This window comes from Paenibacillus macerans (assembly GCF_050565405.1).
In the GTDB taxonomy this organism is placed as follows: domain Bacteria; phylum Bacillota; class Bacilli; order Paenibacillales; family Paenibacillaceae; genus Fontibacillus; species Fontibacillus macerans_B.
Genome location: NZ_JBNYYG010000095.1, coordinates 1 through 14,163, shown reverse-complemented (window position 1 = coordinate 14,163; position 14,163 = coordinate 1). Strand labels below are relative to the sequence as shown.

The following is a 14,163-nucleotide window of genomic DNA, read 5'->3' as shown; positions in this document are numbered from 1 at the left end:
CAATTGGCCTCCTAAATCCGTTTTAATCGGTCTCGTGCTTAATATGAACATAATGCTCCACGGTCGGAAACGGATCGTAAAAATGCGAGCTGCAGGGCGGCGTCTTCACCGTGGCGCTGTTCGGGGCGTTCAGCGCCGGCAAATCCTCCTTCGCCAGCGCCTTGCTGGGCGAAGCGGTGCTGCCGGTATCGCCGCATCCGACCACCGCGGCGATCATCCGCGTCATGGCGCCGGGGAACGGACAGCGACACAACACGGCGGCGATCCAATTCAAAAGCGCCGAAGCCATGCGGGAGGACTTGTCCTTCTCCTTCCAGGCGCTTGGACTTGGCGTTTGGGAGGAAACGACCTGGCTGGCCGCCGTGCAGCGCCTGGAAGCCGGCGACGTTCTGGCGGCGGGCCGGGCCCATTTCAGCTTCCTGAAAGCAGCCGCCGCCGGTTGGGGGAACTCGGCCGCGCTGCTCGGGCGAGAACATATCGTCGATGCCGGCGAATTCCGCAGCTATGCCGCCGACGAAACGAAAGCCTGTTTCGTCGCCGAAATCGAGTTCTATTACAGTTGCCCATTGACGGAGCAAGGGATCGTTCTGGTAGATACGCCGGGAGCGGACTCGATCCACGCCCGGCATACGGGCGTCACGTTCCGATATATGAAGGACTCCGATGCGATCATTTTCGTGACCTACTATAACCATGCCTTTTCGCGGGCCGACAAACAGCTGCTGAGCCAGCTCGGCCGGATCAAGGGGAGCTTTGCCCTTGATAAAATGTTCTTCGTCGTAAACGCAGCTGATCTCGCCTCCTCGGAGGAAGAGTTGGCCGCCGTGGTGGAGCACGTACGGGACGGCCTGCGGACGGCGGGAATCCAGCAGCCGAATGTGTTTGCCGTTTCCAGCCAAAACGCACTCGCGGCCGGGCGGTCTGCACTTTCGGAGGCGGAAGAAGCGGGATTTGCCGCATTCCGCAAGCGGTTTTCGGCTTTCTGGGAGCATGACCTGGGCAATTTGGCGGTTTCCTCCGCGGCCGTGCTGCTCAAGCAAATGATCGAGCGGTTGTCCAAATGGATCGAAGCGGCCGGCGAGAGCGCCGAGAACGCGGAGCAACGATTAGCCTCCCTGCGCGATCGCCGCGGCGTCTTCGATCAGGCCGTGGCCGAATATCGTCAAGCGGATATCCGCCGGGAGTGGGATCAGGAGAACGCGGAACTGCTGTTCCATGTCGTGCAGCGGTTAAGGCTGCAGGCGCTGGAGCTGTTTGCGGAGTTTTTCCACCCTTCCTTGCTGCAGGAGAACGCCGGTTCTTTGAAACGCAGCTTTGCCATGGCGATGCGCGGCTGGCTGGATCAGGTGTCGGGGGAGCTGGAACGCGAACTGCTGGCGACCACGCTGCGGCTGGAGCGCAAAGCCGAAGCGCTGCTGCGCCGGGAAGCGGAAGCCTGGTGCCGCCGGCATGAAGCCGCCCTGGATATGCCGCTAAGCACCCCCGAAGGCGGCGAGTCCTGGAACACGCCGGATATTCCCGAAGGCCTGCTGGATGGCGGTTTCCTGTCGCCGGATGCGTATTGGTCCTATTTCAAGAACCCGAAGGCGTTTTTTGAAGGAGGCGGCCGGGGGCAGCTGCGGGCCAAGCTCGAGGAACCGCTCCTGCAGCGCCTGAAGGAAACGGTAGGTCATATGGAAGAAGAGTTCCGGAAACACTACGAGCTGGAAATCAGCCGGCGCAAGGAGAATACCGCGGCCTATTTCGGCGGAATATGGCAGGAATGGGAGGAGAGCATCCTGCGTTCCCGGCTATCCCGCGGAGAACTGGCGCAATGGATGAGCACCGCCGATCAAATCGGCAGGTATCACGAGGAAATAGAAGCATTTTATGATAAATAAGGTGCTTTTGATCATGTTAGCGGGCCAGTATTCCAAATTTAAGAGATAATTGGCCTTTCTCCGCTTTGCCGCAGGAAAACCATGATGATAAACTGCTAAAAGCTAATGTTTATGAAAGCGTATGCTTCCAAGCCATGACAAGTTTCCGAATTGCTTTCAATGCGCCTCAAGGAAGCATGCGCTTAGAAAACTTTTAGGAGGAGAGACATGGAGGTTCTCAGGCAACTGCGGGGGTTTTACCATGCGAGGCTGAACTATTTGGTTCTGTCGATTCTATGTCTGGCGGCCGCGACCGGGCTTGGGCTTGTGTATCCGATGCTGCTGCGCAAGCTGATCGACGACGTGATCAGGCCGGGAAATTACGGAGAGGTATTATGGATTGCGGCGACGGCGGTTTCCGTTGTGGCCGTCAAGGCTTTACTGCAGTTTTTGCACGGCTTTTTCGGCGGACGGCTGGGGAACTATCTGGCCTACCGGCTGCGGAATGCGTGCTACGAAAAACTGCAGTTTTTGTCGTTCCGCTATTACGATACGGCAAAAACCGGCGATTTGATGTCGCGCTTGACCGGGGATCTGGAGGCGATCCGCAACTTTGTCGGCTTCGGCTTTGCGCAGCTGTTAAATCTCGTCCTGATGGTGACGTTCGGCGGAATCGTGATGCTGTCCATCCATTGGCAGCTGACGCTGGTCACGATGTTGACCATTCCTTTTTTGGCCGGCGTGGCGCTGAAATTCGAATCGAAAATTCATCCGGCGTTCCAGGAAATGCGCCAGGCGCTCAGTTCCTTGACGACGGCGGTGCAGGAGAACGTGACCGGGGTGCGCACCGTCAAATCGTTCGCCCGCGAGCCGTATGAAGTGGAGAAGTTTTCGCACCGCAACGAACGGTATAAGGACAATCAAATCTTTGCGGCCACGCTGTGGAGCAAGTTTTTCCCGGTCATGGAGCTGCTCGCTTCCATTAGCGTGGCGGTGCTGCTGTCGGTCGGGGGGACGCTGGTCATTAAGGAGCAGCTGACGCTCGGCGATCTGGTCGCCTTTTTCAGTTTGATCTGGTTTATTATCGGCCCGATGTGGGGTCTGGGGTTCCATATTAACAACTATACGCAATCGAAGGCATCCGGGGAACGGGTGCTGGAAATTTTAAATCAGCCGATCGACGTCAAGGACGGGGATCACGCCGTGGAGCTCGAGGCCGAGCAGGTGCGCGGCGACGTGCAGTTTGACCATGTCACGTTCGCCTATGGCAACAAAATGCCCGCCGTCCTCGATATTGATTTCCATGCGGCGCCTGGTACGGTCATCGGCTTTCTCGGAGGCACCGGGTCCGGCAAATCGACGATCATTCAACTGCTGATGCGCGCCTATGACGTCAACGAGGGCCGGATACGCCTGGACGGCAAGAATATCCAGGACATCTGCGTCCGCAGTCTGCGCAGCCAAATCGCTACGGTGTTCCAGGAGACGTTCCTCTTCTCGTCGACCATTCGGAACAATATCGCCTACGGCATGACGAACGTGTCCATGGAGGAAATTATCCGGGCGGCCCAATTGGCCAAAGCGCACGATTTTATCATGGAGCTGCCGGACGGCTACGATACGGTCGTCGGGGAACGGGGCTTGGGGCTGTCCGGGGGCCAGAAGCAGCGGATCGCCATCGCCAGGGCGTTGCTCAAGAACCCGAAAATTCTTATTTTGGACGATGCAACCAGCGCCGTCGACATGGAAACCGAGCAGGAAATCCAGTCCGGCTTCCAGGAGGTTATGCGGGGGCGCACCACGTTTATTATCGCCCACCGGATCTCGTCGCTCCGGCATGCCGACGAAATCCTCGTCCTGAGCGAAGGACGGGTCGTCCAGCGGGGGAAACACCGGGAGCTGATCGAGATTCCCGGTCCTTACCAAGACGTGTACCGGATACAATACGCGGATCACCTGGCCAGATCGGTTCGCCGCGAAGGGGAGGCGTAAAGCATGAACACCGAAGCGTTGACCGGACAAAAGCCGCTGAAGGGCAAAGACGCGTCCCGCGCGGACATCGAGGAACGGTTCGTATACCAGGACGACGAAATCATCGATAAGGCGTTTGACTGGAAGCAATTCCGCCGTCTTTTTGCCTACATGAAGCCTTACGCCAGACAGATGCTGCCGCTGGTCGCTTTGATGACCATCCTGGGTACGGTGACCAAGCTGACGGTTCCGTATTTGACCAGTTTGGCAATCGACCGCGCCATTGCGCCGGAAGATGGCCGTACGAGTTTGACACTGCTGTACGGCTTAACCGCCGGCGTGCTGATTTTGTACATCGTGCAGTGGGTCTCCGGCGTCTACCGGATCAAATTCACGAACGTGATCGGGCAGAAGGTGATTTACGATCTGCGCGCCGATTTATTCAAGCATATCCAGAAGCTTTCCTTCAACTTCTTCGATAAACGTCCGGCCGGTTCCGTGCTGGTGCGGGTGACCAACGACGTCAATTCGCTGCAGGAGCTGTTCACGAACGGGGTCGTCAACCTGATAATCGACTGCGTTCAATTGGCCGGGATCGTCGTCATTTTGCTGCTGATCAACTGGAAGCTGGGGCTTGCCGTGATGATCACCGTGCCGATCATGTTCCTGATCTCCACGAAGCTAAGGCAGCGAATCCGGATCGCCTGGCAGGAAGTGCGGATGAAGAACTCCCGCATCAACTCCCATCTGAACGAGTCGATTCAAGGGATTCGCGTGACGCAAGCCTATACCCAAGAGGAAGCGAACATGCGTTTCTTCGATTCGATGAATATGAGCAGCAAAAAATCTTGGGACAAAGCGTCGGCGATGAACCAGGCGTTTGGTCCCTTGATCGAAATTACCGGGGGAGCGGGTACGTTTATCCTGTTCATGCTGGGCGTGTACTTGATCCAGTCGGGAGAGTTGACGATCGGCCTGCTGGTCGCCTTCAGCAACTACGTAGGCAACTTCTGGGATCCGATCAACCGCCTAGGGCAAATGTACAACCAACTGCTCGTGGCCATGGCCTCCTCCGAGCGGATCTTCGAGTTCATCGACGAAGAGCCGAGCATTGCCGACAAGCCGGGGGCGAAACCCCTGCCGTCGATTATGGGCGACATTCGGTTCGATAAGGTCGTGTTTGAATACGAGAAAGGCCGTCCGGCATTAAAAGGGATCGATCTTAACGTCCGCCGCGGCCAGTCGATCGCCCTCGTCGGACATACGGGTTCGGGGAAAAGCACGATCATCAACCTGCTCAGCCGCTTTTACGATGCGACTTCCGGGTCGGTATCGATCGACGGGCACGACATTCGCGACGTTACCGTGCAGAGCTTGCGCAGCCAAATCGGGATCGTGCTGCAGGATACGTTCATCTTCTCCGGGACGATCCGGGACAATATCCGCTTCGGCCGTCTGGACGCGACCGACGAGGAAGTGGAGCAGGCCGCCAGGACGGTGGACGCGCATGAATTCATCATGAAGCTGCCGGCGGGATACGATACCGAGGTCGAGGAACGCGGCAACGTGCTGTCGATGGGGCAGCGCCAACTGCTGTCCTTTGCCCGGGCGCTGCTGGCGAACCCGCGAATCCTCATCCTGGATGAGGCGACGGCCAGCATCGACACGGAAACGGAGCTGAAGATCCAGGAAGCGCTCAAAGTGCTGCTGCAGGGGAGAACTTCCTTTATCGTCGCGCACCGTTTGTCGACGATCCGCAACGCCGATCATATCGTCGTACTGGACCACGGCGAGATCAAAGAATCGGGAACCCACCGGGAGTTGATGGACCGCAAAGGCATCTATTACGGCTTGGTCGAAGCCCAGTTTCGCTATTTGTAACTTTTTATCGAAAAATATCCTTATTTTTAATTAGAACTATTGCAATATCGTTCATAAAAAACGAAAATAGAAGAAGATTGTTAACTCAGCGTTAAGGGGGATTTCTGTCGTCATGTGGGGGGCTCCTGCATCAACAAGCCCAAGAAGCATCCTGCTGCTCGGCAGCGGGGAACTGGGCAAAGAAGTTGTCATCGAAGCTCAGCGCCTGGGCATTCGCACGATTGCCGTCGACCGGTATGCCCATGCTCCGGCGATGGGCGCCGCTCATGAATCGCATGTGATCGACATGCTGGACGAGGACGCATTGAAGTCGCTGATTCTCCGTATTCAGCCGGATTTGATCGTTCCCGAAGTGGAGGCGATCGCCACCAAAGCGCTTGTCGAGCTTGAAGAAGAGGGATTTAAGGTCATTCCGACGGCGACGGCCGCCAGACTGACGATGGACCGCGAGGGGATTCGCCGGCTGGCGTCCGAGCAACTGGGTCTGCCTACCGCCGATTACCGCTTTGCGGATAGTCTGCAGGAGCTGGAAGCCGCCGTCGCCGAGATCGGCTTGCCTTGCGTCATTAAACCGCTCATGAGCTCCTCCGGCAAAGGACAAAGCGTCTGCCGCAGCAAGGAAGACGCAGCCGCCTGCTGGCAGATGGCGATGGACGGGGGACGCGCCAAAAATACGCGGGTCATCATCGAGGCGTTCGTGCCGTTTACGAGCGAAATTACGATGCTGACGGTGCGGTCGGTGTCCGGGACGGTATTTTGTCCTCCGGTGGGACATGTGCAACGGGACGGCGACTATGTGGAATCGTGGCAGCCGCATGTAATGAGCGAAGCCCAGCTTCGCGAGGCGGAAGACATCGCCCGTACCATTACGGACGCGCTTGGCGGGTATGGCCTCTTTGGCGTCGAGTTGTTCGTGACAAAGGACGGCATCGTATTCAGCGAAGTTTCCCCGAGACCTCACGACACCGGCATGGTCACGATGGTAACCCAGGATTTGTCGGAGTTTGCCCTGCACGTTCGCGCGATTTTGGGTCTTCCGATTCCCGCGGTAGAACTGTTGACGCCCGGGGCATCCGCTACGCTTAAAGGCGATGGCGGCCGGGAGGGGGAGGATTTCCGGATTGCGGGAATCGAGGAAGCATTAAGTCTGCCGAGAACCCAGGTACGGGTATTTGGCAAACCGCTTTGCAAACCGGGTCGACGGATGGCCGTCGCTCTGAGTGCGGCGGAAGATGTGGAAACGGCTCGCAGCCGCGCCAAAGAAGCGGCAAATCTATTAAAGGTGGTTTGGTCCAATTGAGTATTCAGGTGTTTGCTCCGGCTTTGGTCATTCGTAATGGGTGTTGCGACGATGTACATCACATGCTTCCTTTGATGCGCCAACTGCGTTATCCGACGACGGCCAGCGTGCTGAAGGAACGTCTTTCCATGCTGGAGGGCCAGCCGCTGCTCGGTAACTTGGTCGCGGAACTGGGCGGGGTCGTCGTTGGGACGGCCTTTTTGAAACAGCATCAGACGCATGATATGAGAAAACCGGTTACACGGATTACGGCCCTGATCGTAGATGAGAAACACCGCGGTACTGGCATCGGCAAACGATTGATTGAGGAAGCGGAACAATGGGCGCTTGAACGCGGCAGCTCGGAGCTGGTGTTGTCCACCGCCCGCGAGAACCATTTGTCCGTCAAATCGTTTTATGAGCATTGCGGCTTTGACTGTGCCGGTTACCGGATGAACAAACCGCTGGCTCAGGCTTAATCGAAACGCGCGGAAATCATTCTTAAATTATAGATGCCCCATCTTTCTTCCAAAGAAAGGTGGGGCTTTTTGTATGCGATGGCGTTTTTTTATTAAAAATTTTCGATTTCGAATTTCAAAGCTCGTAGGAAAATGTAGTTTTGTGTAGTTGGCACAGTAAGGTAGGTTCAAATGTCATGATTACTCACATGCATCTGACTAATAAAAGGGGAGGTTGCGTTGGAGGAAAAGAAAACTCTCAGAAAAGCTAGACCTATTTAAAGGTGAAACGTTTCCAAAGGAGGGCAAGGGGTTTTCTAGAGTTATATGTATGTCATAATCAATTACATAATAAGTATCAAATAATAACGAATACTGGAATATTATGAAAAATATGATTGACAGAAATCGTTATTCTCATGTAAATATGGAGTATTCATACAGAAAATCATGGTTTAGTGTAATGAAACATAACACAAACCTATCGCTAGACGGGGTAACCAGGGATGACCAACAATATGAGGGAGGATTTTTTATGAAAATTAAAAAAGCGTTAGTGGTTTTCGTCATCTCATGTCTCACGATCGGTATGCTCTCGGCATGCAATACGTCCGGCCAAGGGTCCAAGGAGAGTTCATCTTCCGGCGGGGACCTCACGGTCATCAAGATCGCTTCGCAATCGCCGTTGTCCGGGGGCTCGGCGATTCAGGGGGAATCGATCAAGCTCGGGGGACAAATGGCTTTGGAAGAACGCCAGGCCGAATTTAAAGAACTTGGCTTCGATCTGCAGTTCGTGCCTTACGACGATCAAGGGGATCAGAAAAAAGGCGTGGCTAACTCCGAATTGATCGGTGCCGATCAAGCGGTATTGGCGGTGCTGGGACATTTGAATTCCGGCGTATCGATCCCAAGTTCGGTCGTATATGAGAAATACAATATTCCGATGGTGTCGCCTGCCAGTACGGCTACCGATTTTACCGACCGCAAGCTGAAAGTCGCCAACCGGATCGTCGCCCGCGACGACTTCCAGGGGCCGGCCGGCGCCGAATATGCCGTGAAGACGGTCGGCGCCAAGAACATCTTCGTCATTCAAGACAAAACGGCATACGGTCAAGGTTTGGCCGATGCGTTCCGCAGCGCTGCGGAGGAGCTTGGAGCGACGATCTCCGGCTACGAAGGCATTACGGTCGGCGAGAAGGATTTCAACGGGGTACTGAATCAGGTGCTCAGCAAGAAGCCGGACTTCATTTTCTTCGGCGGGATGTACGCGGAAGCCGGTCTGATCGTCAAGCAAGCGCGCGAGAAGGGGATCGCGGTACCGATCATGGGCGGCGACGCGCTGGATTCCTCGGGGATGGTCGATATCGCCGGCGAGAAACTCACGGAAGTGGCCTACAGCTCGGTATCGACGGACGTCACGAAATCCAATCAAGAGTGGGCGGATAAGTATAAAGAGAAGTTCGGCAAATCCGTCGAGAACTATTCCGCTTACGCTTATGACTCGATGAACATTATTTTGAACGGCGTCAAAAAAGCGATCGAAGACAACGGAGGCAAGCTGCCGTCCCGGGAAAAGGTGCGCAATGCGGTTCGCGCAACGACCGATTTCGACGGGATCGCCACGAAAGTCAGCTTTGACGACAAAGGCGATAACGAGTTCGCTAAAGTATTCATTTATAAATTCGAAAACCAAACCTACCCTGGCACGATGGTATCGGAAATCGAACAGCCGAAATAAGCGTCTGACATTAAATGCGAGTTCAAAAAGACGGCTTTTCAGCACCGAGAAGGTTGGATGAAGCTAGGGGCTGAGTAGCGCAGCGTAGCTGGAGGCTATGTGAGCAACGGAAGGCCCGGCTGAATTCAAGATTCGATGTCGAGTCCACTTCGTGAACTGCTTCGTGATAAGAAAAACTTCTATCGACGTATATTCAAGGAAGACAGACCGCGATTAGCGGTAGTTTTTCTTGCGATATAAGGAAGCCGATACTTAGTAGTCAACTCTTTCTTATATCTTCAAAAGATGACATTAATCTAGAAGGGGTTAGGACCTATGGATACAATCCTGCAAACACTCCCCCAGGTTCTGGTGGACGGACTGACCTTGGGTGCCGTCTATGCGGTCGTTGCCATCGGCTACACGATGGTGTACGGAATCCTTGAATTCATTAATTTCGCGCACGGGGAAATCTTCATGACCGGCGCTTTCGTGGGAACGGCCGCCCTGCTTACGATGAGCTCGGCCGGTTGGACGGGCGGATTGCCCAGCGGCGTTACTTACTTCCTCATTCTGGCGACGGCGATGCTGTTCACCGGATTGATGGGGATCGGAATTGAGCGGGTGGCCTACAGGCCACTCCGCAAAGCTCCGAAGCTCATCTCGCTGATCTCGGCGATCGGGGTTTCCTTCCTTCTTCAGGACATCGTTCGGTTTATTGCGGACGTCAGAACGGGAAATTTCGTCGTCACCGGCATTTCGCTATACGGAGATAATATGAAGCTTGGCGTATCCTCCCTATGGAGCGGGTTTGACGATGCGTTCCTGAAGACCAACACGATCATCGTCGTTGCGGTAGCGGTCGTTTTAATGGTAGGACTTGATTTTTTCGTAAACAAAACCAAATGGGGAACAGCCATGCGGGCGGTGGCCCAGGACCGCGATACGGCTTCGCTGATGTCGATCAACGTGAACAAGGTGATCGCGCTGACATTTTTTATCGGTTCCGCGTTAGGCGGAGGGACCGGCGTTTTGTTTGCCCAACAGTACGGGACGATCGATCCATACATCGGATTCATTTTGGGCATGAAGGCATTTACCGCCGCAGTGCTGGGAGGGATCGGCAATATCCGGGGCGCTATGTTCGGCGGGCTGTTCATCGGCGTGTTGGAAATGTTCTCCTCGGCCAATTTATCGGTCATTACGGGCGGTACGTTGGGCGGAGAGTATAAGGACGTTGTGGCGTTTCTGATCCTGATCGCGGTGCTGATCTTCAAGCCGGAAGGTTTATTCGGCAAAGCCGTGAAAGAGAAAGTGTAGGTGACCCTCGTGAAGCTACTGAAAATACGGCTGGAACAAAGCAAAATCGCCCAGGCCTCCCTCTATGCGCTGTTTGTCATCGCGACGGCCGCCAGCGTCTATTTCTCGGATAAATCGGTCATCGCCTTTTTGCTGCTGCTCGGCACTTTGCTGCTGCTGTACTTTACGACGTTCCCCGCTGCCGTAAAGTGGTCGGTGGGTGCCGTCCTGCTGCTCGTCATTATCCCGTTTGCCACTTCGGGAGGGCCGGCGCATCAATCCTATATGGAAGTGGCGACGCAATGCGGCATCTATATCGCGATGGCGCTTGGCCTCAATATCGTCGTCGGTTTCGCCGGGCTGCTTGATCTCGGGTTCGTCGCTTTCTTTGCGGTAGGGGCGTACACGTACGCGATTTTCGCCACGCCTCAAGCCAACCAGTTTATTTCCGGCGAACTGTTTCCGTTGCCGGGAGGAGCGTTCTGGATTTTTATCCTGCTCGGCGGGTTTATGGCCGCGTTGTTCGGGTTGCTGCTCGGTCTGCCGGTGCTGCGAGTCAAAGGCGACTATTTGGCCATCGTTACGCTCGGCTTCGGTGAAATCATCCGGATCATCTTCAACAATTTGGATAGGCCGGTCAACATAACGAACGGAGCCATGGGATTATCCTCGATTCAGGCGCCCAGCCTGTTCGGATTCCGTTTCACGTTCCCGAACCAATATTATTTTATCGTCGTATTCATTTTGGCCGTCGTCATCTTCAGCGTCCGGCGGCTGGAGCATTCCAGGCTCGGACGCGCGTGGAAAGCGATCCGCGAAAATGAAATCGCCGCCCAATCCATGGGCATTCCGCTCATCCGCACCAAACTGTCGGCCTTCGCCATCGGGGCCTCGTTCTCCGGCATGATGGGCGTGGTGTTCGCCGCCAAGCAGACGTTTATCGATCCGACCAGCTTTACGCTGCTCGAATCGATCACGATTCTCGTCATGGTGCTGCTGGGCGGCATGGGCAGCGTGCCCGGCGTCATCCTTGGCGCGGCGCTCGTCACCATCCTGAATTTGCAGGTGTTGACGGAGGTTACCAACTGGTTGAACCAACTGACGTTGCAAGGAATTGTAAATATTCCCAGCTCGATCTCCCCGTCGAAAATGCAGCGGCTGATCTTTGGATTGATTCTGGTGCTCATCGCGATATTCCGGCCGCACGGTTTAATCACCGCCAAGAACAGAAAGGTGGATGCCGAACGGCTGAAGGCGCATCGTTCATCCGCGGCGCTTCCCGTCCGGCAGCCCGGCCAACAACAAAGCGGAGGTGCCCTAAAATGACGATCCTGAAGGTAAGCAATCTGGTCAAACGTTTCGGCGGACTGACGGCGGTCGGCGGCGTTGACTTTTCCTTTCCCCGCGGTCAAATCTCCGCGGTGATCGGCCCGAACGGGGCCGGGAAAACGACCTTTTTCAACATGATCACCGGTATTTATACGCCCGATGAAGGCATGATCGAACTGGACGGAAAGTCCATCGTGGGCGTCAAACCGCATCAGGTGACGAGCCGGGGCATTGCCCGTACGTTTCAAAACATTCGCCTGTTCGGGAGCATGACCGTGCTGGAGAACGTGATGGTCGGCATGCATATCCACCTGAAGTCCGGGATTCTGGGCACTTTGTTCACGCTGCCGAAATTCCGGCATGAAGAGGAGATGGTGCACCGGGAAGCCTACCGACTGCTGGAATTCGTCGGGCTGGAGGAGCTGCTTAACGAGCAGGCGACCAATCTGCCTTACGGCGCTCAGCGTCGGCTGGAGATCGCGCGGGCGCTGGCGGCGAAGCCGAAGGTGCTGTTGCTGGATGAACCGGCGGCGGGGATGAATCCGCGGGAGACGGTCGAACTGATCGGCCTGATCCGGAGGATCCAAGAGGAGACGGGGATGACGATCATTCTGATCGAACATGACATGAAGCTGGTCATGGAATTGTCCGAATCAATTCTTGTTCTTGATTATGGGACGAAAATCGCCGAAGGCGGACCGGATGAGATTAGATCCCATCCGAAAGTAATCGAAGCCTATTTGGGGAAAAGCGCGATTGAAGGCAAACCCGTCAGGCTGGAGGTGATTTCATGAGTTTGCTGGAGCTGCAGGACATTCATGCTTACTACGGGGCCATCGAAGCGCTCAAAGGCGTGTCGTTGAACGTGGATGAAGGGGAAATCGTCTCCTTGATCGGCTCGAACGGGGCGGGCAAGTCGACCACGTTGAAGGCGATCTGCGGGCAGGTGACGACGCGCGGCGCCGTTCTGTTCAACGGCAACGATTTGTCTGCCATGCCGCCGCACCGGGCGGCGCTGGAGGGAATTGCCCATGTGCCGGAAGGGCGGCGGATCTTTCCGCGCCTGTCGGTCAAGGAAAATTTGGAGATGGGCGCATTTTCCGTCAAGGACAAGAAAGTGATCAGGCAGCGGATGGAGCTGGTATTCGACCATTTCCCGCGGCTCAAGGAAAGGTTGGCGCAATCCGGCGGGACGATGAGCGGCGGGGAGCAGCAAATGCTCGCCATCGGCCGGGCCCTGATGATGCAGCCGAAAATATTGCTTCTCGACGAACCGTCGATGGGCCTGGCACCCATCATCGTGGAGCAGATTTTCGAGATCATCCAGCAGTTGAACCAAGAAGGCATGACCGTGCTGCTCGTCGAGCAAAACGCCTTTCAGGCACTGCAGATCGCCCATCGCGGGTATGTGATGCAAACGGGCGAAATCATGATGGAGGACGCCGCCGATTTGCTGCTTGCCAATGAGCAAGTCAAAGAGGCCTATTTGGCATAACCGATACGCCCGATCTTGTACGGGTTGCTTGCTTCTTTGTTTTTTGTCGACCAACCAAAGAGCTCAAATAAATTGGGCTCTTTTTTGGCTCAACCAAGAAAATCGGCTCTTGACGGCTAGTCCTGTGAGCTAGTTATGAACGAGTAGGTGTCATCCTATCCTTGCCTACCCCATTCGTCAGAATGAACAGAAACGGCGATTTTATTCGATTTTTCGCATACAATTCGGTCAATAACGATAAAATGCTGTATTCTATTCGATTATTCATACATATTAGAGGGTTACGTCGGTCTGAGGCGCAATTCTGTATGATATTTCATGTACATTGTGTCGAAATCGAGGGAAGTGGTGAATTTTATTCGTTTTTTCATATATAATTATCAAGAAGAACGGACGGGGTCTTTAAAGTGAGCCGGACGATGGGAACTCATTCCCTCCCCCTGTACCCGGCCCCTTCATCAAGCACCGATTTTTACGATGATCCCTTATTTTTACCGGAACATTTCCTTTAATACCCTATAAGCGCGTGCTTGTTCCTCAACGAATTGATCTTGCAATAATTGTACAATTTTCCAAATCGACATTTGATGGTTGAGCTGGTCGAACCCAGAATTTCGAATAAAGTATGAACGCTGGTTATGGATGCGGAGGGGCAAACTGTAGAACATTTGAGGTTTGGATATTCATATAAATAAGAACTCAAAAGTTCTTTATTGTATATTATTGAAAAATATAGACAAATGCATTAGATTATAAATAGAAAATGGCTCTTCGCTCTACTGTGTGGGTTTAAATGTTAGTTTCATAACCCTTTCCGCCTGTAAGAGAATTTCAGAGATTGAAACAGCCCTCAAGGAGATCTCTTGACCGCTGTT

At 54.6% G+C, this 14,163-nt stretch carries 10 protein-coding genes; all 10 read left to right on the top strand.

Features of this window, described 5'->3' with window-relative positions:
- The first annotated feature begins 110 nt into the window (after positions 1-110).
- Entirely contained in the window at positions 111-1,880 is a 1,770-nt protein-coding gene (locus ACQ4N8_RS27495) for a dynamin family protein (protein WP_430707554.1), read from the top strand.
- 207 nt (positions 1,881-2,087) lie between these two features.
- Positions 2,088-3,851, top strand: a complete 1,764-nt coding sequence (locus tag ACQ4N8_RS27490; RefSeq protein ID WP_430707553.1) for an ABC transporter ATP-binding protein — start codon at positions 2,088-2,090, stop codon at positions 3,849-3,851.
- Between the two features lie 3 nt (positions 3,852-3,854).
- Positions 3,855-5,711: an ABC transporter ATP-binding protein gene (locus tag ACQ4N8_RS27485; protein ID WP_430707552.1), complete on the top strand. Its 1,857-nt coding sequence runs from the start codon at positions 3,855-3,857 to the stop codon at positions 5,709-5,711.
- Positions 5,712-5,823: 112 nt separating this feature from the next.
- Complete coding sequence (gene purT, locus ACQ4N8_RS27480; RefSeq protein ID WP_430707551.1) at positions 5,824-7,011, top strand: formate-dependent phosphoribosylglycinamide formyltransferase; 1,188 nt, start codon at positions 5,824-5,826, stop codon at positions 7,009-7,011.
- Between the two features lie 62 nt (positions 7,012-7,073).
- Positions 7,074-7,469: an N-acetyltransferase family protein gene (locus tag ACQ4N8_RS27475; RefSeq protein WP_430707550.1), complete on the top strand. Its 396-nt coding sequence runs from the start codon at positions 7,074-7,076 to the stop codon at positions 7,467-7,469.
- Between the two features lie 514 nt (positions 7,470-7,983).
- Complete coding sequence (locus ACQ4N8_RS27470; RefSeq protein ID WP_430707549.1) at positions 7,984-9,186, top strand: branched-chain amino acid ABC transporter substrate-binding protein; 1,203 nt, start codon at positions 7,984-7,986, stop codon at positions 9,184-9,186.
- Between the two features lie 315 nt (positions 9,187-9,501).
- Complete coding sequence (locus ACQ4N8_RS27465) at positions 9,502-10,485, top strand: branched-chain amino acid ABC transporter permease (RefSeq protein ID WP_430707548.1); 984 nt, start codon at positions 9,502-9,504, stop codon at positions 10,483-10,485.
- Positions 10,486-11,790, top strand: coding sequence for a branched-chain amino acid ABC transporter permease (locus ACQ4N8_RS27460; protein ID WP_430707547.1), 1,305 nt, complete (start codon positions 10,486-10,488; stop codon positions 11,788-11,790).
- A complete protein-coding gene (locus ACQ4N8_RS27455; protein WP_430707546.1) occupies positions 11,787-12,587 on the top strand; it encodes an ABC transporter ATP-binding protein in 801 nt (266 codons plus the stop codon). Before ACQ4N8_RS27460 ends, ACQ4N8_RS27455 begins: the two co-directional genes overlap by 4 nt.
- Positions 12,584-13,288: an ABC transporter ATP-binding protein gene (locus ACQ4N8_RS27450; RefSeq protein WP_430707545.1), complete on the top strand. Its 705-nt coding sequence runs from the start codon at positions 12,584-12,586 to the stop codon at positions 13,286-13,288. Before ACQ4N8_RS27455 ends, ACQ4N8_RS27450 begins: the two co-directional genes overlap by 4 nt.
- Positions 13,289-14,163 lie beyond the last annotated feature (875 nt).

Bases quoted from the DNA above. Each gene is read 5' to 3' on its own strand.
- ACQ4N8_RS27490 (WP_430707553.1), top strand. From the start codon at position 2,088: ATGGAGGTTCTCAGGCAACTGCGGGGGTTTTACCATGCGAGGCTGAAC.
- ACQ4N8_RS27485 (WP_430707552.1), top strand. From the start codon at position 3,855: ATGAACACCGAAGCGTTGACCGGACAAAAGCCGCTGAAGGGCAAAGAC.
- purT (WP_430707551.1), top strand. From the start codon at position 5,824: ATGTGGGGGGCTCCTGCATCAACAAGCCCAAGAAGCATCCTGCTGCTC.
- ACQ4N8_RS27475 (WP_430707550.1), top strand. From the start codon at position 7,074: ATGCTTCCTTTGATGCGCCAACTGCGTTATCCGACGACGGCCAGCGTG.
- ACQ4N8_RS27470 (WP_430707549.1), top strand. From the start codon at position 7,984: ATGAAAATTAAAAAAGCGTTAGTGGTTTTCGTCATCTCATGTCTCACG.
- ACQ4N8_RS27465 (WP_430707548.1), top strand. From the start codon at position 9,502: ATGGATACAATCCTGCAAACACTCCCCCAGGTTCTGGTGGACGGACTG.
- ACQ4N8_RS27455 (WP_430707546.1), top strand. From the start codon at position 11,787: ATGACGATCCTGAAGGTAAGCAATCTGGTCAAACGTTTCGGCGGACTG.
- ACQ4N8_RS27450 (WP_430707545.1), top strand. From the start codon at position 12,584: ATGAGTTTGCTGGAGCTGCAGGACATTCATGCTTACTACGGGGCCATC.